18 protein-coding genes and 1 tRNA gene are annotated in these 22,278 nt (G+C 54.0%); 9 read left to right on the top strand and 10 right to left on the bottom strand.

Annotation, left to right across the window (positions count from 1 at the left end; translation table 11 throughout):
• Positions 1-62 precede the first annotated feature (62 nt).
• On the bottom strand, positions 63-281 hold the full coding sequence (locus tag P1X16_RS15610) for a hypothetical protein (protein WP_277230865.1): 219 nt from the start codon (positions 279-281) through the stop codon (positions 63-65).
• Positions 282-976: 695 nt separating this feature from the next.
• Between P1X16_RS15610 and P1X16_RS15605 the strand changes: the two genes are divergently transcribed.
• Positions 977-1,534: a hypothetical protein gene (locus tag P1X16_RS15605; protein WP_277230863.1), complete on the top strand. Its 558-nt coding sequence runs from the start codon at positions 977-979 to the stop codon at positions 1,532-1,534.
• 88 nt (positions 1,535-1,622) lie between these two features.
• Here P1X16_RS15605 and P1X16_RS15600 read toward each other — a convergent pair whose 3' ends face one another.
• The 4 genes from P1X16_RS15600 to P1X16_RS15585 form a co-directional block, all read right to left on the bottom strand.
• The gene (locus P1X16_RS15600; protein ID WP_277230861.1) at positions 1,623-3,350 is read right to left on the bottom strand and encodes a lysophospholipid acyltransferase family protein; all 1,728 of its coding nucleotides are present in this window, start codon (positions 3,348-3,350) and stop codon (positions 1,623-1,625) included.
• Between the two features lie 361 nt (positions 3,351-3,711).
• A complete protein-coding gene (locus tag P1X16_RS15595; RefSeq protein WP_277230859.1) occupies positions 3,712-4,596 on the bottom strand; it encodes a DNA/RNA non-specific endonuclease in 885 nt (294 codons plus the stop codon).
• Positions 4,597-4,877: 281 nt separating this feature from the next.
• On the bottom strand, positions 4,878-5,135 hold the full coding sequence (locus tag P1X16_RS15590) for a hypothetical protein (RefSeq protein WP_277230857.1): 258 nt from the start codon (positions 5,133-5,135) through the stop codon (positions 4,878-4,880).
• 139 nt (positions 5,136-5,274) lie between these two features.
• Positions 5,275-7,209, bottom strand: a complete 1,935-nt coding sequence (locus P1X16_RS15585; protein ID WP_277230855.1) for a T9SS type A sorting domain-containing protein — start codon at positions 7,207-7,209, stop codon at positions 5,275-5,277.
• 582 nt (positions 7,210-7,791) lie between these two features.
• Here P1X16_RS15585 and P1X16_RS15580 point away from each other — a divergent pair.
• From P1X16_RS15580 to P1X16_RS15570, 3 genes are all read left to right on the top strand, one after another.
• Entirely contained in the window at positions 7,792-9,162 is a 1,371-nt protein-coding gene (locus P1X16_RS15580) for a sigma-54 dependent transcriptional regulator (RefSeq protein WP_277230854.1), read from the top strand.
• Between the two features lie 202 nt (positions 9,163-9,364).
• Positions 9,365-12,925 (top strand): PAS domain S-box protein, encoded by a 3,561-nt coding sequence (locus P1X16_RS15575; RefSeq protein WP_277230852.1) that lies wholly within the window; start codon positions 9,365-9,367, stop codon positions 12,923-12,925.
• Positions 12,926-13,014: 89 nt separating this feature from the next.
• Positions 13,015-14,058 (top strand): NAD(P)/FAD-dependent oxidoreductase, encoded by a 1,044-nt coding sequence (locus P1X16_RS15570; RefSeq protein WP_277230850.1) that lies wholly within the window; start codon positions 13,015-13,017, stop codon positions 14,056-14,058.
• Between the two features lie 354 nt (positions 14,059-14,412).
• Here P1X16_RS15570 and P1X16_RS15565 read toward each other — a convergent pair whose 3' ends face one another.
• Positions 14,413-14,793: a T9SS type A sorting domain-containing protein gene (locus tag P1X16_RS15565; RefSeq protein ID WP_277230848.1), complete on the bottom strand. Its 381-nt coding sequence runs from the start codon at positions 14,791-14,793 to the stop codon at positions 14,413-14,415.
• Positions 14,794-14,970: 177 nt separating this feature from the next.
• On the opposite strand from P1X16_RS15565, the gene P1X16_RS15560 reads away from it, so the two are divergent.
• The 3 genes from P1X16_RS15560 to P1X16_RS15550 all read left to right on the top strand — a co-directional run bounded on the left by P1X16_RS15560 (position 14,971) and on the right by P1X16_RS15550 (position 18,142).
• The gene (locus P1X16_RS15560; RefSeq protein WP_277230846.1) at positions 14,971-16,080 is read left to right on the top strand and encodes an FAD-dependent oxidoreductase; all 1,110 of its coding nucleotides are present in this window, start codon (positions 14,971-14,973) and stop codon (positions 16,078-16,080) included.
• 205 nt (positions 16,081-16,285) lie between these two features.
• Positions 16,286-17,392 (top strand): type III polyketide synthase, encoded by a 1,107-nt coding sequence (locus P1X16_RS15555; protein WP_277230844.1) that lies wholly within the window; start codon positions 16,286-16,288, stop codon positions 17,390-17,392.
• Positions 17,393-17,437: 45 nt separating this feature from the next.
• Positions 17,438-18,142, top strand: coding sequence for a methyltransferase domain-containing protein (locus P1X16_RS15550; RefSeq protein WP_277230842.1), 705 nt, complete (start codon positions 17,438-17,440; stop codon positions 18,140-18,142).
• A gap of 77 nt (positions 18,143-18,219) precedes the next feature.
• Here P1X16_RS15550 and P1X16_RS15545 read toward each other — a convergent pair whose 3' ends face one another.
• Together P1X16_RS15545 and P1X16_RS15540 are read right to left on the bottom strand one after the other, a co-directional pair.
• On the bottom strand, positions 18,220-19,128 hold the full coding sequence (locus P1X16_RS15545; RefSeq protein WP_277230840.1) for a histone deacetylase: 909 nt from the start codon (positions 19,126-19,128) through the stop codon (positions 18,220-18,222).
• A 221-nt stretch (positions 19,129-19,349) separates the two neighbouring features.
• Positions 19,350-19,424: transfer RNA gene (locus P1X16_RS15540), tRNA-Val, on the bottom strand.
• Between the two features lie 201 nt (positions 19,425-19,625).
• Here P1X16_RS15540 and P1X16_RS15535 point away from each other — a divergent pair.
• A complete protein-coding gene (locus tag P1X16_RS15535) occupies positions 19,626-20,300 on the top strand; it encodes a porin family protein (protein ID WP_277230839.1) in 675 nt (224 codons plus the stop codon).
• A gap of 89 nt (positions 20,301-20,389) precedes the next feature.
• Positions 20,390-20,896 carry a hypothetical protein gene (locus P1X16_RS15530; RefSeq protein ID WP_277230837.1) on the top strand — a complete coding sequence of 169 codons (507 nt, stop codon included), beginning with the start codon at positions 20,390-20,392 and terminating at the stop codon, positions 20,894-20,896.
• 81 nt (positions 20,897-20,977) lie between these two features.
• Here P1X16_RS15530 and P1X16_RS15525 read toward each other — a convergent pair whose 3' ends face one another.
• Positions 20,978-21,550 (bottom strand): type 1 glutamine amidotransferase domain-containing protein, encoded by a 573-nt coding sequence (locus tag P1X16_RS15525; protein WP_277230835.1) that lies wholly within the window; start codon positions 21,548-21,550, stop codon positions 20,978-20,980.
• A 124-nt stretch (positions 21,551-21,674) separates the two neighbouring features.
• The gene (locus P1X16_RS15520) at positions 21,675-22,181 is read right to left on the bottom strand and encodes an acyl-CoA thioesterase (RefSeq protein ID WP_277230833.1); all 507 of its coding nucleotides are present in this window, start codon (positions 22,179-22,181) and stop codon (positions 21,675-21,677) included.
• Positions 22,182-22,278 lie beyond the last annotated feature (97 nt).

The following is a 22,278-nucleotide window of genomic DNA, read 5'->3' as shown; positions in this document are numbered from 1 at the left end:
CGAGCCATTTTCAGCGAAACACCCTGCCTTACTACCGCTCAGTAGCGGCACCTAAGTTAGCACTAGACTACTGCACACGTGCGACAAGCACACGTTACGCCTACGGTGTGCGACATGCTGTGGATGGTTACAAAGCCTTCCTGCTCACCGTACTTACGGGCACCGCGCAACATGGCATTCCATACGTTGACCACCGCCATCCACTTAGGATAGGCGCTCAAGTTGCGGTTGCCAGCGCGGGTGGCGGCAGCTACTTTGGAAGCAAGGGTGTTGGTATCCATTAAGCTTAACTGACTGTGAAGTAAGAGCTAAAAAGAGCGGGTGTGGGTGCTTTTTGCCGAGCATCCAAAATGGATTGGGCACAAAAAAACCGCTTCGGAAACCGGAGCGGCAAACGGGCTTAAAACTAGAAAAGCGAAAGAGTCAATGGCGGAAACAACCTTTCGGTTGTCTCGCAGGATAGCTTTTCGCTCGGTCCCGCGCTTCATCAAGCAAGTTTGATTTAGGTGAAGCACGTCGCAAAAGTACCAAACCATTTTACTGCCACCAAACAATCTGATTAATTATTTAATGCTCTAACAGTACTTTACCCCCTGTGAGGGCCTAGAAACGCAAGTAATTCAAAAACCCAAAATCATGTACATTCACTTGAATATCAATACTTTCATACGCATTCATTATTCATTCACCTAGCCACAGAATCTTCTCATGGTTTAAGAAAGATTCTTGCAAAGCCTAACCCACATTTTGAAAGCCCAAAACAGCTCATTAGATTTGTACAATTTAAAATCATACGTGCTATTATAGTATAGTATAGCGCATGACCAGAAATAACCAAGGTGCAACTCCACTATTAAGCACCATTAACTGAATTGTCAGCGGCGCATTAACAAAATGATAACCAACTCCAATAAATTCAATCCGCTTCTTAAACGGTAACTTTGCAATTACAGTCTTGCGACTTTTCGTTTTTACTATGAAACATTCTTTACTCAGCTTTCTATTTGTTGGCCTGTTGCTTTTCTCGAAAGCGGCTTATGCACAAGATTCTACGTCGGGCGGCCCCATCCAATACATTGAAAGAGTAGTGGACGACGAAGCTGAAGCGTCGGCACTTTACAAGCGCACCATAGACTGGAGTGAAAATCACTTTGCTTACACGCCCAAAGCCACGCTTAAAGCGGATGCCAGCAAAGGAGAAGTACGAATGACGGGCACTGTAAAAGTCAAGACCACTTCTACCTCAGGCCAATTACAGGAGCACCCAGTTCTTTTCGAATTTAATTTCCATGCGCTTCCTACTGGCGGCTACGAGTACAGCGTAGGGTTCTTTCGGGTGATTCTGGATACTCGCAAGCCCGACGAGATGCTGTCGGTCGAGGAGTATGTGACGCAGCTTGCCATGGACAAGAACAACGAGCGCACCCACAACGACCGGCGTATAACGGCTCAATCTAATTCCTTGGCCAGCGAAATAGCTATGTCGTTTCGTTCGTACATGAACAGCCGCCCCGCTGCTGGCGCCGTCGAATAAGCGGCTAAGGGACAAGTAGTGGAAACAAAGGAGCCAACGTGGCTAACTGTAATTCTTATGCAGTTAGCCACGTTGGCTCCTTTGTTTTTTAGCGTTCAAGAAGGCGGTGGGTCCGGGCGGGTAGTTCGCGCGCATCAAGCAGCAAAAGCCCGTCGAGAGCATTGCTGAAGTTGGGGTCGAGGTTGAAGCCGAGCAAGCGGGCGTTTTGTTTGAGGTACTGACGCAGCAGCACCGGAACCCCACTTCCCCCGGGTTCTAACCCACTAATGAACTGCTGCAAATCCTGCAAGCTGGTAAGCCCGGTTTGAAGCAGTTCGGGTGCTTCTCCTGTGTCCAAGGGCTTGTACCGAAACTGCTTGCGTGGCCTCACGTGTTGCGCCAATTCCACATCAAAGAAGTGGCGCGTTAGATAGTCGACCATCACAGCTTTCGAAGTAGCTGAGAACCGGTTGCTGATGCTGACCGGACCAATCAGGTAGCGGTACTCGGGGTGGGTGGCTAGGTACTCGGCAATACCTTTCCAGAGCAACGACAATGGCAGCGCCTGCCGCTGGTACTCCACCCGCACAAACGAGCGGCCCAACTCCAGCGACTGACGCAACAGCGGATTCAACTCTTTCTTTAACCGGAACAAGGAATGCAGATAAAAACCTCGACGGCCGTACTGCCGCAAAATCGCCCTTCCTAGCCCCAACCGATAGGCGCCAACAAGCAATTTCTTTTGACGGTCGTACAAGAACAGATGGCGGTAATATTGGTCGTAGGCATCGAGATCGGTGGGTTGTTGGGTGCCTTCCCCCTCGCGCCGAAATGTAAGCTCCCGCAGGCGGCCAATTTCACGCAACACATTGGGTATCTCACAGCGCTTCGCCACATACACTTCCCACCGGCCGCTCACGAGCAAGCACCGATCTGGGCGCAAAGCGGCAATATCGGCCTCAATAAGACTTGGCGAAGTTTCGGCAATGACGGGCAGCACAGGCAGCGGTGGCAGCATGGCGGCCAGGTAGCGCTCTGCCGAATTGCCGAGCGCATACACACGTGCCCGAAGATACGCTAGGCGGTCGGTGGCCGGTAGCCGATCCAAAACCACTGGGCTCACGGGCAGCCCAATTCTTACCTGAATGGTTTGACCGCGCTTATTGAGTAGTTCGGCTGGTAGCCGGGCCGTGCGCAGCAGTGGGTGCACAAGCCCTAATAAGCTAAAACCGGTGCTGTTTTGCCCACTCAGCCATATTGGCACCACTGGCACCCGAGCCGCGTCTAGCAACCGACCAGTTGTAGGGTTCCAGGCAGAATCAATGGCTGGGCGGAAAGGAATAGAGCTGTGGGCAACTTCGCCTGCGGGGAAGAAGAGCAATGGCACGTCGTTGTGCAAGTGGCGCAATAGGCGACGTACTCCCGGCACGTTCCGACCAGCTGCGGCCCTCTCGGGGCTAACCAATACTAATTGTGCCTCCAAATGCGGCAGCAACGGAGCTAGAAGCTCGTTGGCCACCGCACGCAGTTCAGGCCGCACCTTGCCTAGCACGTGCAACAGTACCATGCCATCAATTAGCCCGCACGGATGGTTGGCTACGGCTACGAAAGCCCCAGCAGGCAAGCGCCTCAATTCATTAGCATCATACTGAACGGTGATGCGAAGTTGCAGCAGTAGTTGCTCAACAAAAGCAAGTCCATTGTGCTGGCGACATTGCTCGTAAAGCTGCTGTAAGTCACGTAGATGGGCAAATTGCTCCCACAATGGACGCAGGAACTCGCGCGAACGGCGCAGAGCTCCTGGTAAAGACAAGTAGTAAGGGGGGAGCAATTCCATATAGAATATTTCGGGTAGAAGCAGATAGGGTAGCTTCTCAAACTTCCGAAATACAAATTAGTATCGCATTATGAGTTGATTACTAAAATATTAAGAATGGCACCTACTTTATAAAATCGAATTTAAAATGCAGAGAGCCGCGTTGCAGCGCGGCTCTCTAGTTTTTTCACCTTCTTATTTACTTCACTCACGACAAAAGTACGTGTTCAAACGATGATAAGTTAGGATAAAGAATTGGATAATAAAATGTTAATATCTGCTAGCTGTTACTGGGTTTGCCACTAAACTAGTTCTGCCGATGGTCGGCAAACAACTGGTGAAATAGAACAAATCAAGTTATGACCTTCTGACGAACAAGCACTTAACTTGTGGGCCCGGCGTCCACGCGGGCTTCAATAGTGCTCTGTACTGTGGCGTTTACCGCTGAGAGTAAATCGTAACCTGTTGCCTGCTCGATGGCGTTGATGGTAGTTCGGTAGGTACCCCAACTGGTATTCAGGTTGTTGTCGTTGGGCGTATCAATGGCGATGACTCGAGTGCTGGTGCTAACACGACTAGCATCAGATGAGCCGTTAGGCAGCACCACTATTACTTTCCAGCAACGTGCGGGTACTGTTACTTTACCGCCTGCCACCGTAGTGGCGTAGCCATTAGCCCCGGTTCCACCGCGTCCATAACTGCCGCAGATGATATACAACTCATTGCCCGCGTCGGCTAACGTGCGGCAGTAGTTTTCGAGGCCTGCCCAAGTACGTTGGTTATTGTTGGGAGCCTGCGGCATCATATTACTCATCAGAAATGTAGCCGTGTTGTCGGCAACCGAGCCAGTACGATCGGCAGACGGACAGTTATGGCCCCGATCGAAGCCTGAGCCGCTATAGCTACTGCTTATTGCTTTAAACCACCCCGTAGGCAGCGAATTATCGGGTGCGAAATTGTCTTGGCGCCGGGTACTACCCAACCAAGCGCTGCTCAAATGCCAGCTTACCCAGTTGGGGATGGCCCGGTCGCGGTGGTATGACATCGTAAACTGCGGCTTTACAAGCAAGTAGTTGGTGTACTGGGTAGTACTGGCTATTGCGCCGCTAGGATTACCCATTGCCAAGTTGCCGTCGCGCGTGGCCAGCACATCCGACGACTGAACCACCGTGTCGACCTGGGGAGTAACTGATTCGTCTTTGGCGCAGGAAACCGCTAGTACAGCAAGTGAGCTAATCGTTAGGAGTCGGTAAAGCGTACGATGCATGAGCTAAGTTGTTGAGGTTGGTGATAGTGAGCGGAATAGACGCGGCAAAGGTTGTTAATTACTCATGCCCAAACGTTATGAGCATATTACCATTGACTATCTATTGTCTCACACCACCCCTACCGCAGACTATATCCCCGACTTAGCGCGGTGCCTACCTCCTACTGCGCTCCTCAATTGGGTAACCAGTCAACAAACAGCCCATACCTAACTGCTACTACATCGCAAGGCCCCTGCCGGGAGCAACCAGCAGGGGCCTTGCGATGTAGTGGATACCGAATTTACTCGGTGGCCGGAATACCGTTGAAGGCAGTAATCGGCTGAGCAATACCATACGATTTGCCCGATGATCTTTTGCTGTATTCTTTCTTTAGATTTTTCAGGTCCGATGCAGCCGCCTGCAACTTAACTCTGAGTTCCTCAGCCGTGCGGTTGTACGGACTACGCTTGCCAGTCCAAGCCAAAAACTGTTTTATTTCCGCCTCAGCGAAGCCGAGCATGGTGGTGGCGTTTTGCAGGAACTCTTCTTCTACTTCCATAGGGTTAGCCAGCTCGTTTAAGCAGCTCGTATTGTTAAAACATATTGCAATATAAGAAGTCAATATGTATCTAACAAGGCCTAAACACGCATTTTATTACACTATATTTTTGAAAGTACAATTTCAAGATGCTATGTAATTATCGACCTGTAACTACCAGCTTTTGGGTGCCAAGGCGTTGGCCATGAGCTCCGGTTAGTACCAGATGGTAAAGCCCAGCCGGTAGTGAGGTATCCATTAATCGCACAGTCGATTCTGTAACTGAGATCTGCCGAAGCAAGTTTCCGTGCATGTTATAGACCGCTAGGGAAGCCGCTTTGCTTTCGAAAATACGTACCTGCACTTCGGCGAAAGTAGCAGCAGGGTTAGGATACACTTCTAGCTTCGCAGTCGCGGGCTCGCTTAATTCTACTACCGCTACTGGCGAGAAACTTTCCTTGCCGTCGGTGTCTACTTGGCGGAGGCGGTAATACAGCGTGGTAGCACCTAAGGTGGCGGTCGTTTCATCGTCGAAGCTGTAGCTCTTTCCGTTGGCACTCGTGCCAATTCCTGCTACTTGGCCCACAACTGTGAAGCCACCTTTCGTTTGCTGGGTACGCTCTATTACAAAGTAGCTGTTGTTGGCTTCCGAAGCCGTTTGCCATGCCAGCTCTACTCTGCGTCCAATAGCTTTGGCCTGAAAGAATTTTAACGTCACGGGCAAAGGAGCGGCCAGCGCGTTGATGGTAGTAGGAAAGCCTAGAGGCCGGTCTTGTGCAAATGCATAATAAATCCGCGTTTGGTCGAGGGCACTAACAGCATTGTTCACCTCGATTTCTACGCGCTGGAAATCTTGTGTGGTGCGGAAGAAAACCTCAGTACGGCCATCTGGCAGTAGCCCTTGTTGAAGTAAGCTTGCTCCGCTAGCCGTCTCTAGCAACTGATTTCCATTGGGGCCGCCGTAGGTACGCAAGGTAATACCGTTGAGTAGTTGTGTGTTGAGTAAGCCACTACCCTGATTAAGCACTACTCCCGCCGAATTGCCTGCCGCTCCTGCTCCATTCAAGTTCAAGCGAAGAGCTGTAGAGGTGAGGGCCCCAGCCAAGCCCGTACGCATAGTAGCATAATCGTTGACACTCATATTGTTGTCGGCAGCTCGCTCGGGGTTGAGGACGCTGGTGTTGGCGCATAACACACACACAACACCGTTAGAAGAAACATCAAACTGACCGGCACCACTTGAGAAGTTGGATAGAATCGGAGTTTGGTCCCGGAAAGCGCTAGGCTCTAACCCAAAGCCGTAATACAAGCTTAGGTTATCGAGGGCGCTAACAGCTGAGGAGCGCGTTATTTGCACCTCGTCGAAGGCCAATGTGGTGGGGAAGCTTACCTGTTGCTTGCCATCTGGCAGCACGGTTATTTGCAGTAGTTGGGCACCAGTAGCCGTTTCCTGTGCTATACCATTTTTGTAAGTGGTGATACGTAACCCGGTCAGGGCGCTCAAGTCAAGTACGCCCTGCTCGCCCACTACAAAGCCCGCGTAATAGCCAGCAGGCGAAGGCGCCTCCAACTTCACACGTAGCGTGCTAGGACAACTTACCCCGGCCAAGGTGGTGAAACTAGCATAGTTGGCCAACGTCTGATCTGCCGCATGCTGGGGGTTTAGCACGCCCGAGTTAGCACACACCGTTATGTTATTATCGATTACGGCCGTACTGTAGTTAACACCCTGAGTTGGCGTTGCGAAACGGGATACCACCCCACTAGCAGTTTCCACCAGATTGGCATCGATGCCATACGCATAGTATACCTTCACGTCGTAGCTCAGATTAAGCAAAGAGCCAACTTCAAGTTCGATTTTATCGAATGCTTCGGTAGCTAAAAACTCAATCCGCCCTGGCTGCGCCGAGCCTAGTACAGCTTGCGCAAGAGAGGTAACATCTAAAGTTTGTTTCTGGCTGGTTCCTAAGTAGGTATGTACCTTCACCGTACCGATAGCCGATAAGCCTGTAGCAGCCCCTATTACTACACCGGCCCGGTGGTTTTTGGGCACGATGCCGGACATATCCATCCGTAGCGCAACGGGTCCAAGCAAAATAGAAGAGCGTAATGTGGCAAAAGTGTCGAAATTTGCGTCTACAGCGCCAGCTTCATTGCTAATGCCTCCACAGGTAGCACCGCTGAGGATAGTGAGAGGGCATGTGCGGCTAAAGCTAGAGCGGCCCGTGTTAGCGTAATAGGCAGTATTTGTTTGTTGAGCCCGGACTTGCGACTTCCCAAACAGGCACAATACCAAAATGGGTAGAATGCGATAGTAAAGACCGTATTTCATTGCAATAGGGGTAGGAACTATAAATTTGATGTCCAGCCCTTTATAGAATACAAGTGAGTTGCCAGATTACAATTAATAATAAACGTATCTGACTGTCAGAATTTTACGTACATATGCTTTATCATATATTTTCTCCTTATTAGACACCATCTCCTAATTCGGGAAAATATGGTAAAGCCCACTTTTCCCTGTTATACTCGCACACTTCCTGCTTCACTTTCCCACCACCCCCCAGCTACGGAAACTTCCACAATCGTAATGTTACCTCCCACCCCTAAGCCTGTCTGCTGACAGTTTACAGACCGATTGCTTTCACTATTAGCTGGTAAAGCTTTTCCTCCCACAATGCCTACATCATTACCTGTTAACATTTTTATAGTAGAGGACAACGCCTGGTATGGCGAGTTGCTCGAATATAAATTAGCGCAGAATCCAGATTATCAGATTCAGCGTTTTACTACTGCTCAAGCTTGCCTTGCTCACCTCAACGAGCAGCCTGACCTCATCACTCTCGACTACAACTTGCCCGATGGCAAGGGCGACGAAGTGCTACGCCAAATCAAGGAGCGGCTACCCGACGTGGCCGTTATTGTCATTTCCGGCCAAGAAGATGTTCGTACGGCTATTGGCTTGCTCCGGCAGGGCGCCTACGACTACTTAGTTAAAGACGAAGAAACCGCTGACCGCCTATGGAACGTGGTAGGCAACGTGCGCAAGCAATTGCAACTACGCCGCGAAAACGAGCGATTGCGCGAGCAAATTGGCCTGAAGTATGATCCTAGCCGTGCCATCCTGGGCGAGAGTCCACAGATGCAACAGCTAGCCTCGCTTATCGAAAAGGCAGCCCGCACCAACATCACCGTTTCAGTTAGTGGCGAAACCGGGACCGGTAAAGAACTGGTAGCCAAAGCCATCCACTATCAGTCGGCTAGGCGCAACCGCGCTTTTGTAGCTGTAAACGTGGCGGCAATTCCGCACGAACTGCTAGAGAGTGAGTTGTTTGGGCACGAGAAGGGCGCTTTCACAGGGGCCATCAGCCGTCGGATCGGCCGGTTTGAAGAAGCGCACCAGGGCACCCTCTTTCTCGACGAAATTGGCGAGTTGCCTTTGGATCTGCAGGCCAAGCTCTTGCGCGTGTTACAAGAACGCGAAGTTCAGCGTGTAGGCGGTGGCCAACCTATTCCTTTCGATGCGCGCCTGATGGTGGCTACTCACCGCAACATGGCCGAAGAAGTGAAGAATGGTCGTTTTCGGGAGGACTTGTATTATCGCTTACTTGGGCTACCCATCGTGCTGCCTCCGTTGCGGGAGCGAGGCCAAGACATTTTGATGCTTGCCGAATCGTTCTTGAAAGACTTCTGCAACCAAAACAAAATGGCGCACTGCACCTTCTCGCCCGAAGCCCAGGAGTTGATGCTGCACTACCCTTTTCCGGGTAATGTGCGCGAACTGAAGGCCGTGGTGGAACTAGCTGCCGTGCTAGCTGAAAACGACACCATTCAGCCCCAGGACTTGTCGCTCCGTGCCCAAGCCAGTTCTAATGGCACTAGCCCGGCACCAACGAGCAACGAGTCGTTGCGGGTGCAAGTAGCTACCATTGTGCAGCGGTACCTCGATGCGCACCAAGGCAATATTTTGCAGGTGGCCGCTAAGTTGCAAATTGGGAAATCTACCATCTATCGAATGGCGCAAAACAACGAAGTCCGGCTTCGGTAGATTCGCCCCCATTATTTAGTGATATTCTATTCTCCTGTGGAGGTTTAGCTCTATAGTTATTGCCGGGCAGCGCCTATTTTTGTAATGGCTCCGCTACCCCGGGAAAATTCTTTTTGCCCTAGTGTTAGCGGAGCCTGACTCTACGTGTACCTCGTTATCGTATAATAGAAATAAGGTGCACCAATTTCAGTGACTATATACTATGACCTCTATAGCATACCGTCAGCAGCAACGTCAATTGCGGCAGGCACGAACTATGTACCAAGCTGCTCAGCAACAACTGCAGGAACTGCGGGAACAGTTGCGGCAGCAAAGTGAACAAGCAGCTAGCCAGCTAAAAGCCTTGCTCCAAACGATGAGTTCGGGCATTCTGGCACAGGATGCAAGCCTGCGTATAGTGCTCGTGAACGAGCGGTTGTGTGAACTACTGAACTTGCCAGAGCCTGCTGCTACGTATATCGGGCTAGAGCAAGAAAAATTCTTTTCGCAAGGAACCGAGTTTTGCAATGCCGAGCAGGTACGGCAGCAGGCTTGGCAGGCAATGCTAAGCCAACAGCGCGTTACGGAACTGATTCCGCTCACCAATGGCACCATCCTGCAACGAGAGTATTTGCCGTTGATGCAAGACGGTAATACCGTGCTGCACTTGTGGAGCTATGAGGACGTAACCGAACAGCAAAAAGTACTGGCGCGGGTGCGGGAACTCTCGCAACTAGCCGAGCAAAGCCCGGCACCCATTATTTGTTTTGGCAACGACGGGCAAGCGCGCTACGCCAACCCGGCGGCCAGCCATGTGTTAGAGGCGCTGGCCCTTCCAAAGTGGCGCGCTACGTATGACTTTATGCGGCAAGAGGTAGCAGAAGCGTTGGTAGACAACACGCCGCGCGCGGTAGAACATGGCCTCGCCGACCAGCATTACCTCTGGACTGTAGTGCCACTAGCAGGTGAAGAGGCCGCCAATATTTACCTCACGGATATTACGGCTCGCCGCCAGGCCGAAAGAGAGTTGCGGCACAGCCAGCTGTTTGCGTCCCGCATCAACGACACCCTCCCGGTTATTGTGTTGCTGTTCGATGTGCATGAGCAGCGCATCGTGTACGTCAATAAGCAGGTAAAGCGGGTAATGGGCTACTCCGAACAGGAGGTGCTGGACCTGGGAAGCGGCGTTGTCCCCTTTTTGCTAGATGAGGACGGTCAGCAGCAACTGCTGAGCTTGCCGGAGCGGGTTGCCACCCTTACCGACGATCAAACGATCAACTACGAGTTCTGGGTGCGGCACAAAAACGGCAGCTGGCGCTGGATGCGCATCCGGGGTAGCGCCTTTTTGCGCGACGCCGATGGCACAGTTAGGCAGTTGATAGGCAGCGCCGAAGACATGACGGAGCGCAAAGCCGCAGAAGAATCGTTGCGGCGCACTCGGCTGCGTCAGGAAAAAGTTGCCAATACCATTCCTAACCTAGTTTACATCTACGATTTCCCGAGGAAGCGCACAGTTTACTGCAACCGCTATATCGAAACCATTACGGGGTATACGGAAGCCGAAATTGTGGCCATGGGCGACGATGCTTTCCTGAAGCTAATGCCCGAAGCAGAAGCTCAGAAGCTGCGGCAACACATCATGCAAATGAGCGATGCCGAAGATGGGGAAGTGCTTACGCAGGAGTATCACCTAACCCACCTCAACGGCTCGGTACGCTGGCTACGCCTCACCACAACCCCATTCGAGCGCGACAAGGAAGGCCGGGTCCGACAAATTGTAGGCACGGCAGAAGACATTACTCGCTGGAAGGTAGCCGACGAGCAGCGGCGCACTGCCAACCGCCGCTTAGCCGAGCAAAACCGGCTGTTCCGCCAAGTAATTGATACCACGCCGCACCTTATTTATTTAAAAGACACGCAGGGTCACTACTTGCTGGCCAACCGAGCCACGGCCGAGTTGTATGGCATGACCCCGGCCCAAGTGGTAAACACACAGCTTGGCCAGCGGCCCATAAGTATGGCCGACAGCCAACGCTACCGCCGCCAAGACGAGCAAGTGATTCGCACGGGCAAAGAGCTGGCGCAAGAGGAAACCTTCACCCGCCCCGATGGTACGCTCGTGTGGTTTTACAGCGTGAAGCGGCCCTTTGTGTTGGCCGACGGCAGCGTGCAGGTGCTAGGCATTGACAGCAACATCACAGAGCTCAAGCGCATGCAGTTGGATCTGCGAGCGGCTAAAGAAGCGGCCGAAGAAAACGCGCAAGCCAAGCAGAACTTCTTGGCCAACATGAGCCACGAAATTCGGACTCCGCTTAATGGCATTCTTGGCATTGCGGGGTTGCTAGCCAAGACGCCACTCGATGACCAGCAAAGCCAGTATTTAGGCCACATTCGCCACTCCGCAGACCATTTGCTGGTGGTAATCAACGATGTGCTGGCCATGGCGCAGCTCGGCGCCGGAAAGATTCGGACGGAAACTATTCCGTTCGACCTGCGCGACGTGCTCCAGGCCAGTCAGGAGTCGTTGTTGCCGCGGGCACAGGAGAAGGGCATTACCCTTACGCTGAACCTCCCGCCCGCCGATGTGTCTACCACGGTTCTCGGCGACCCATACCGCTTGCGTCAGATTTTGCTTAACCTGCTATCCAATGCCGTCAAGTTCACGGAGCGAGGCCAAGTAAGCTTAACGTGCCGCCAATTAAGTGAGCCGGGCGAAAAGCAGTTCTTTCAGTTTTCGGTACAAGATACTGGCCCAGGTATTCCGGAGCACCAGTTGCAGGATATGTTCGAGCCCTTCACGCAGGCTTCCGCTAGCACAGCCCGCGAATACGGGGGGTCGGGCCTTGGCTTGAGTATTTCGCGCGGCCTTGTCGAGTTGATGGGCGGTACCATGACCGCCGAAAGCCAGTTGCATGAGGGCAGCACCTTTGTGTTTACGCTGCCATTCTCTTCTACAAAAGTTACCATTACCCAAGAACCGCACGTCCCTGCCCTTGACTTCCGGAGCCTAGGCCCGCGCCGGGTGCTGCTCGCCGAAGACAATGCCATCAACCAGTTTCTGGTGGAATCACTGCTGCGCAACTGGGGCTGGAGCGTAGATACGGCCAGCACCGGCCCGGAGGCGCTGACTTTGTTCGGGCGTAATTTCTATGATATTGTGTTGATGGACATTCAGATGCCAGGCATGGACGGTGAGACGGCCATGCGGCTACTGCGCCAACACCCCGAACCGGCCCGCGCTGCAACGCCCATCTTGGCTCTCACGGCCCACGCCTTGCGTGGCGAGGCGGAACGCTACTTGGCTTCCGGATTTTCCGGCTACCTCTCCAAGCCTTTTCGCGAAGAGGAGTTGTTTCAAACTATTTCCGCCGCGCTGGGTCAGCGACCAGCAGTACAGCCTGTTACCAAAGACGAAGCGCCTAAGGAGGCGGCTCCGGAGGCCTCGCTTTACAGCCTGAGCGGCATCCGGCGGCTGGCCCATGGCAACGAGGAGTTTGTCCGGCGGCTGGCGCAGCTTTTCGTTCAGACCACACCGCCGGCCGTGGAGGGTATGGAGCAGTACGCTTCCTCCGGCGACTGTCAGAAGCTTTCGGCCGCGGCGCACAATCTGAAAAGCTCGCTCGATGGGCTGCACATCCGCCAACTACACGCTCCTATCCGCCGGCTAGAAGCATGCCGCGACACCCCACTACCCGCAGAAGAGATTCAGCAGCTCGTGGCATTGGTTCGCAACGTGACGGAGAAGGTAATGGAAGGGCTACGGCAAGATTTCCCGGGGTTATAACCCTAGCTGCTAATAGCAAGTTTATGACTTACTATGCAGCAGCGCCGTAAGCTTTACCTTTCGCTGATTGTGGGGTTCAATAACGAGGCATGAGAAATATTGAAGTTCATACCCTTGTTGTTGGAGCAGGGCAAGCCGGCTTGGCTGCGGCCTATTACCTTCAAAAGCAGGGCGTAAACTTCGTAGTGCTGGATGAGCGCGCGGCTATAGGTGAGGTATGGGCTACTCGCTTCGATGCGTTGCGTCTCTTTTCGCCGGCTTGGGCTAGTGGCCTGCCTGGTCTTCCATGGTCTGGCTCTAAGCTACGCTACCCTTCTAAGGACGAAGCCGCTGCTTATTTGCGCGACTATGCTGCCCATTTCCACTTCCCGATTCACTTAGGCCAGCGAGCGGTTAGTTTGGTACCCGCTACTGCTGCTGGCTATATGGTCGAGACGGCGGCTGGGGCTACGTATCATGCCCAACACGTTATTATCAGCACGGGTGCTTATACGGCGCCCAAAATTCCCTCGTTCGCAGCTGACTTGCCGAGGCAGGTACAACAGATCCACAGCAGTCAGTACCACCGGCCTAGCCAAATTGCAGGCGCGGGTCCGGTAGCCGTAGTGGGCAGCGGTAACTCGGCGCTGCAAATAGCAGCCGACCTAGCCTCTACCGGCCAGCCGGTTTATGTGGCTTTTGACGAGAAAACCGGCGCTATGCCCAACAACCAGTTGATGTGGGTGCTGCTAAAGAGTACGGGGCTGTTGCGTCTGTCGCGCTCCAACTTTTTAGGCCGCTTTATGATGAACAGTCCCGAACCGATAGTAAGCGGCGACTTACAGCGACTACGGAGTTACACCAACGCCAAATTTATTGGCCGGGCCACGGGGGCTACGCCCGAAGGAGCTTTACAGGCTCAACGCAAAACTACGCCCCCATTGGAGGCTGTGGTGTGGGCCACTGGTTTTCAACCGGCTTACAACTGGGTTAAGCTGCCTATTTTCGATGCTACGGGAGCACCACGCCATCAGCGGGGACTAACCGACGCGCCGGGAATTGCCTTTCTCGGTTTGCCCTGGTTGGATAGTCGCGGCTCGGCACTTATGGGTGGCGCTGGAGTTGACGCCAAGTTTGTAGTGCAAAACTTATGAAAAGCACATAATTATACTGCAACTACTTATCCGTGTTTATGGTTAGCTTTACAGATGCCAACAACGGTACTGTGCGGTTTTGCAGCTTGAGTTGGTTGTTGTGTTTCTTTCGTCTTTTAATTCAATTCGTATGTCCCTGTTGATCTTTTTGGGCATTGCACTTGTCACTGCCTTACTTGCAATGAATACTTTCGACCAATTGAAAGCCTCATTGAAGCCTGTACCCGTGCGCGCTAAAAACAGCCGCTAGTTTTTGTAATACACTGCTTGCTCTCAAGGAGCAACCAACAAAAAGCCCCATCTGCTTGCAGACGGGGCTTTTTGTTGGTTGAGCGCCAACGTGGTAGCGGCACTCTAGCGGATTACTAGCTTGCGCATTTGGCTGGCATTGTCGCCTTCGAGCCGTACGTAGTACAAGCCAGTAGCAAACTTGCTTAGGTCGAGTGTTTTGGTGAACCGGTCGTTGAGCTCCGTAATGGCTTCGCGGTAGATAACCGAGCCAATTACATTTAGCACACGTAGCTCAAGTTTACGGCCCTCAAAACCATTGATGGCAATATGAACAATACCAGTGCTCGGGTTAGGATACACCAATAGATTCCGTTCTTCGTTGGGTTTACTTGTAGGCCTAGTACCCGCAACGCCGGGCTTGGCGAAAGCAGAAGGCAAGCTGCTGCTCAAGGGGCCAAAGGCCAGCAGTAGCGTTAAAAAAATGTAGCGTAAGCGTCTCATCATAAGGGGAATTAGAGCAGAAAAAATCAGCGCGCTCAGATAGTACCATAAAACGTTGTCTATCTGATTTGGTTTACAAAGATACCGGGGCAATCTTAATTAAGCACCTAAAATATAACACTTTCGCTACTAATCATTGTTTCTAGACCGATTATTCACCTCTTTTCTGGACAAAAAAAGTTGGACGTTCTTGTTATAGGTGGCGGACTTGGGGGGCTTACAGCAGCGCTCGACTTAAGGGCGCGGGGCCATGCGGTGACGGTGGTCGAAAAAAAGCAATATCCCTTCCATCGGGTGTGCGGCGAGTACGTCTCCAACGAAGTATTGCCGTACCTGCGCCGCCTCCAAGCCGATCCTGCTCCGTTGCGGCCGGCCCGTATAACACGCTTCCTACTTTCGTCGCCGGCTGGCCGCACGTTGTCGGCACCGCTCGATCTTGGTGGCTTCGGTATCAGCCGCTTCGCCCTCGACCATTATCTGTTTCAACTTGCCGAAGCACGCGGCATTACGGTGCTGCAGCGCGCTACGGTTGCGGCAGTAGCGTACAACCCAACCACGGATTCGCACACCACTACGTTGGCCGACGGCCGCACGCTAACGACTCGTGCTGTGCTTGGCGCCTACGGCAAGCGTAGTGCCCTCGACCGGGAGCGGCGCTTTTTCCAACAACGCTCGCCCTACCTCGGCGTAAAGCACCACCTGCGGCTCGACTATGCACCTGACTTGATTGCACTGCATAATTTTGCTGATGGGTACGCGGGAATTTCGGCGGTGGAAGATGGGCGCTACTGTTTCTGCTACCTCACCACCCGCCAAAACTTGAAGCAGCAAGGCACTATTGCGGCCTTGGAGCAGAACGTGCTGGCGGCCAACCCACTCCTGCGGGCTATCCTTACCGAAGCAGAATTTCTGTATCCGCAGCCCGAGGTCATCAATGAGATTTCCTTTGCTCCTAAGAGCAGCGTGGAAGACCATATCTTGCTGTGTGGTGATGCCGCGGGCCTGATTACGCCGCTTTGTGGCAACGGCATGGCCATGGCCATGCACGGGGCTCAGCTAGCCAGTGCCCACCTCCACGACTTTTTGCAGGGCCGAACTACCCGCGCTACTCTGGAGGCCCGCTACCGGCGCGACTGGCAAACGCAGTTTGGGCAGCGGCTGCAGGTGGGCCGGCTAGTACAGGGTCTGTTTGGCAAGCCATTGCTCAGCGAAGCCGTAGTAGGTAGCCTACGGCACTGGCCGGGTGGCGTCAGGGCATTGATGCGCCGCACCCACGGCCAAGAGTTCTAATGGCTAGTGGCTAGCAAGGCCCTAACGGGAATTAGCGAGTAACTACCCGTTGCCGCCCATGCTATATCTCGACCGTAGACAAGCCCTTGACATTTCTGTTAGTGTCAAGGGCTTGCTGCTTGGTTGGTGTCGATGGGCTATCTGGCCAGGATACTGCACATAGTTCCTCAGTCTCTCGCCCAAGTATTTCCGTATACTGCACTTAATGACCAGCTACCTTAGTGCCATTGGCACGGCCAACCCCACTCACCGTCTTCCGCAGGCTTCCATTGGCGAATTCATGGCGAAGGCCCTGCAATTCGATGAAGCGGCCACCCGCAAGCTGCGGGCCCTATACAGAGTTTCGGGCATTGGGCATCGGTATACAGCCCTACCCGACTATGGGCGCCAAAACGGCGACTTCACCTTTTTCCCGAACACCCCAGACCTAGAGCCCTTTCCCACGGTAGGCGCGCGCATGCAAGCTTACCGGCGCGAGGCGCTGCCCTTGGCAACTGCCGCGGCTGAAAGCTGCCTCCAGAACGCTCCTGAAATTGCGCCCGCCTCGCTCACGCACCTAATTTCGGTGAGCTGCACGGGTATGTACGCTCCCGGCCTCGATATTGAATTGGTAAACCGCCTCGGGCTGCGCCCAAATGTGCAGCGGACCTGCGTGAACTTCATGGGTTGTTACGCAGCTTTCAACGCCCTCAAACTAGCCGATGCTATTTGCCGCGCCGATGCAGAGGCGCGGGTGCTGGTGGTGTGCACCGAGCTATGCACCCTGCATTTTCAGAAGCACCACGAAGAAGACCATCTGGTTTCCAATGCGTTGTTCGGGGATGGTGCCGCTGCTGCGCTGGTGCTTGGCCGCCCCTCGGGCACAAGGCCGCACTTAGCTTTAGAAGCCTTTCACTGTGGCCTTGAGCCCGACGGCCACGCGGATATGGCCTGGCACGTCAACGACTTTGGTTTCGAAATGACGCTATCCTCGTACGTGCCCAAGCTGATACAGCGCGGTATCCGGCGGCTTACCGATGATTTGCTACGGCATCTGCCGGTCAAGCTTGCGGATATTCGGCACTTTGCTATTCACCCGGGTGGGCGGCGCATTCTGGAGACTATCGAGAAAGAACTCAACCTGACGCGGGCTGATAACGCCCCGGCTTACCATATCCTGCGAGAGTATGGCAACATGTCGTCGGCTACGGTACTATTTGTGTTGCGCGAGTTGCTGAATAGCTTCACCGCTTCCGACGTAGGGGCGCCTGTTCTTAGCTTTGCCTTCGGGCCAGGCCTGACACTGGAAGCCATGCTCTTGCGCGTGGTGTAGGTGGCAGAATAGGACCTGTGTAAGGAGCAACACAACGACTTGAAAATGCCAGATTTCACGCGCCGGGCCACGGAAGAAGAGCTGATGGACGACCACTCGCTGGCCACGGAGGCGTTGCGCCAGAACCTAGACGAGCTCGAAACCATCAACACCTGGCTTGGCGGCTATGCTCCCGTGCTGAATGCCTTGGAACGCCTGCGTCCGCAGTTCCCAACAGGACGGCCGCTACGCCTCGCTGACCTCGGTAGCGGCGGCGGCGATACCCTACGGCACATGGCCCGCTGGGTCCGCCGCCATAAGATCCTAGTCGAGCTAATTGGCATTGATGTCAATGCGTTCATGCTTGAGTACGCCGCTGATAAAGCGCGCGAATTCCCTGAAATCAGCTTCCAGCAACACGACATCTTTTCGCCTGCTTTTCAGCAACAGTCGTTTGATGTCATCACCTGCAGTTTGTTTTTGCACCACTTCCCTGACGGGGCTCTGGTGCAGCTACTTGCGCAGTGCCGGGCCCAAGCCACTACCGCCGTTATCATTAACGACCTGCACCGGCACCCGCTGGCTTATTACAGCATCAAATGGATTACGCGGCTGTTTGGTGGCTCGCACTTGGTACAGAATGACGCCCCGTTGTCGGTAGCCCGCTCCTTCAGCCGGCAAGACTGGCAGCGGCTGTTGCAGCAGGCAGGCATCAAGCGCTACACCTTGCGCTGGCGCTGGGCCTTCCGCTGGCAAGTGGTAATATGGTAAGCGGTGCAGATATGTAGCGCCGTTTTGCCTACAGTATCAAAACTACTTGCGCGGTCATTAGGCCACAAACCACCGGTTCAGCTCCACAGGTCGGCGGCTATGCGGAAGGTGTTGGCGTGGGCTTCGATAATATCGGCTATTCGCGGCGAGTAGCCGCCTCCCATGCACACAACTACGGGCAGGGCGTGACGGTGGCAGAGCTCGAGCACAAACTGGTCGCGCTGGCGGCAACCTACGCGGGTTAGCGCCAAGTGACCGAGCTTGTCGGTAGCCAGGACGTCGACTCCACTAAGGTAGAACACGAAGTCGGGCTGCACTTCGGCGAGCAGGCGCGGCAAGGTGCTAGTGAGCAACGCCAAGTAAGCGGCATCATCGGTGTTGTCGGGCAGCGGTAGGTCGAGGTCGGAGTGCTCTTTGCGGTGCGGGTAGTTGCGGGCGCCGTGCATCGAGAAGGTAAATACCCGGGGTTCGTGCTGAAAGATGGCCGCCGTACCATTGCCTTGGTGCACATCGAGGTCAACGATAAGCACTTTGCTAACGCCCAGAGCAGGGTTGGCGAGCAGGTAGTCGGCGGCGGCAGCTTGGTCGTTGAGCAAGCAGAATCCTTCACCACGGTTGCGAAATGCGTGGTGGGTGCCGCCCGCAATGTTGAGCGCAATACCACTACTCAGTGCCCGACGCGCGCATTCGAGGGTGCCGCCCAGAATAGTTACTTCCCGCTTAAACAGCTGCGGGCTCCACGGAAAGCCAGTGGCTCGTTCTTCCTGGCGGGTTAGGCCACCGGTGCGCAGCTTCTGATAGTACTCTTCGTCGTGGGTGCGCAGAATATCGGGGGTGGGTGGTGCCGAAGGGGCGAAAAAGGCGCTTTCGGGTACCGTGCCCTCACGCACAAGCTGCTCGGGAAGCAACTCATACTTCAGCATCGGGAAGCGGTGGTTATCGGGCAACGGATGGGCGTAGAGTGGTGCCCAAGCAATAGAAAGCATGCAGTAACAAGGGAGAGACTATGAGGCAACAGGCAACAGAGGAATATGGATGAGGTGACAAGAGAAATTAAGCAGGTTCCGTGTCCTTGTTGCTTGTTGCCTGTCTCCTTGCTCCCCCTCTGGCACTTGTCACTTCTTCCTCTAGCGCCTGAAGATTAACTGCCTGAAAACGATAATAACCGCCTTTTCAGACGGTTATTTCGGATTCGGTGCGATTTGCGTGGGGCGTACTGGGCTCGAACCAGTGACCCCTACCTTGTCGAGGTAGTGCTCTGAACCAACTGAGCTAACGCCCCGCAAATCGGCTGGCGGCGGCCGTAAAGAGCCAAAGATAGTAACTGTTCTTAGAGATGCTATCTACTTGGCGAAAACTTTTATGGCATGAAAATAAATGCCGCGCAACCTTACGTAACGCCCCTAGTATAGGCCCTTAGCTGGGCCCACTTTTCTCCACCCCTATGGGTTGGCCCAGCTTCATATTTTAACTGATGCCACCCATGAAAAAACTGTTTCTCTTACTCTCTATTTGCAGCTTCGGCTTTGCGGCAATGGCGCAGCAAAGTGTTGACGGCGTGCGCTCTTCCACCGACTACGCCCCTTCTACCAGCGACTCACGCAACAACGGCTTCGGTATCAAAGGCGGCCTCAACCTGATTGACTTACACGGCAGCGACACCGAGAACTACAGCGACCTATCCAACCTGAAGACCTACCATGTGGGCGTGTATGCCCAATTCGGCCTCAACGACAAGGTTTCTATTCAGCCCGAAATACTTTTCAGCCGCAAAGGCTTCGACGACCGGGCCAGCAGCACCGGCAGCTCCAACAACCCGGTGCGTGAAACGCGCCTCGACTACGTTCAGGTACCGGTGCTGTTCGTGTACAACTTCCTCGACAACGTGAGTGTGCATGTGGGGCCACAGGCTTCGTTGCTGGTGCGAGTTAAGGACCAGGATGTCGAGAAAAGCATAGACGGGGCCGGCTTTCACAGCCTCGACTACGGCGTAGTAGGCGGCCTCGAAGCCCGGGTAGGTCCGGCCCGCGTGGGCGCCCGCTATGATTTGGGGCTAGCCAAGATCTACGACGACCCTAGCGCCTCTGGCCGACAAGCTTTTAGCAACGTTAAGAACGGAGCCTTCCAGGTGTACGTGGGCATAGGCTTCACCAACTAATCTTATCTACTTGCTGCAACAACAAACAAAAGGGAAGCCGCACCGGCTTCCCTTTTGTTTGTTGTTGGGCTGTTGTACGTTGCTATCCTATGACCTTTCTTTTCCTCGATTTGTTGCCTGCCATCAACCACGGCCGCGAGCTGCTTGCCGAGCGTGGCATGGCTGTGCTCGGTACCTGGGCCCTACTCAACTTATTGATAAGCGGTTACTACGTGAACCGCTCGGGTGTACGGACCGAGGCCGTTTACTTTCACCAGATGAACCTGGGCTGGAACTTCGTGAACGTGGTGCTGGCAGTCTGGGGAATGTTGCAGGCGCACCCCAATCAGGTAGCAGGGCTCACGCTGGCAGACAGCCTCACGGCGCAATTCAACTTCGAGAAGATTCTGCTGTTCAACGCGGGGCTTGATGTAGCTTATGTCTGCGTGGGGAGCTGGCTCCGAGCACGGGCGGCCACCGCTCTTAAACTCCCTGAACGGCTTCTTGGCTTTGGCCGTTCATTGTGGCTCCAAGGCGCGTTCTTGCTGCTCTTCGACCTGGGCTTCTACTTTGTGTATCATCAACAGGCAGCCCGGTTGCTGGAGCTGCTGCCCTAAAGCAGAAAGACCTTGCCCAGTGGGGCAAGGTCTTGCAGTGTCATGGAGCCGTTGTTGCGCCGGCTCAGCGGGAATCGTAGGCTAGCTACGGGGGGCGTGGGCACCTTCCAGGATTTCCTCTACTATCTTCTTGTTGAAGGCAGGAATATCGTCGGGGTTGCGGCTGGTGATGAGGCCTTTGTCGACTACCACTTCCGAGTCTTCCCACTGGGCGCCGGCATTTTTAAGGTCGGTTTTGATGCTGGGGAAGCTGGTCATTCGCTTACCGTGCACGAGGCCCGTTTCGATGAGCGTCCAGGGGCCGTGGCAGATGGCGGCCACTACTTTGCCGGAGCGCATGAACTCACCCACAAAATTCACCACGTCTTGCTCGACGCGTAGCTTGTCGGGGTTGATTTGGCCGCCGGGCAGCACCAAGGCGTCGTAGTCGGCTACGCGTGCTTCGCTAATTACTTTATCCACGTCCACTTTGTCGCCCCAATCGGTTTTGTCCCAGCCTTTGATGGAGCCGCTTTTCAAGGAAATAACCTCTACCTCGGCGCCTTCGCCTTCGAGGTAGCTTTTAGGTTCGGTAAGCTCTACTTGCTCGAAACCATCGGTGGCTACGATGGCTATTTTCTTGCCTTTTAGTTTGTCGCTGCTGAAGATACTCATGCTATGTGTCCTTTAGAAAAAACGAGGCGGCGGTATGTCCGCGCTGGTTTTTCTTACGCCCAGCTTCTGTAGCAGGTTTACCTTAGGCGCCTTTCTGCCCGAGTTATGCACTCCTCTTGGCGCGCTACTCTTGGCGAAGTTGCTTGAGCTGTTTGCGCACCCGCTTCACCCGCTCATCGAAGCCGTCGGGGTCGTACTCAATGCCAGGCGCATCAAGTTCTTCCAGCATGTCCATCAGGTCGTCGGGGTGCTCGGTGCGGGTACCCGACTTCACCGACACAAAGGCCATTTCCGACCAAAGCAACGCCTTGAGGCGTTGCCCGTCTTCGCTCAGCATTTGCATTTCCACTACTAGGTTGGAGTTGTCGTAATGGATGAGCTGGCTGCGCACAAGCACTACTTCGCCGTGGTTGGCGGGGCGTAGATAGCTGATGTGGTGCTTAGTAATAACCCAGCTGGTTCCTAGCTCCCGCGTTAGCGCTCCGAGGTTGAGGGCGTAGTGCTGCGTGGTGTGTTCTTCGCGCGCATTCAGGAAATAGTCGAGGTAGCGGGCGTTGTTGAGGTGGCCCATCATGTCGCAGTCCTGGAAATGAATACGATGCGTGGTTTCGGGAGTGCGCAATAAAGGCATGAGGTCGGGGCTATGAGTCGGGTAAAAGTATGCGCTGGCAAAGAAACGAATACCAGGTGTCACCTTATGACAGGCTATGCACTCGACAACGGTAGAC

It is taken from the genome of Hymenobacter sp. YC55, assembly GCF_029433095.1.
GTDB lineage: Bacteria > Bacteroidota > Bacteroidia > Cytophagales > Hymenobacteraceae > Hymenobacter.
Note: the sequence above shows the minus strand (reverse complement) of the source record. Positions and strands in the feature narration are given on the sequence as shown.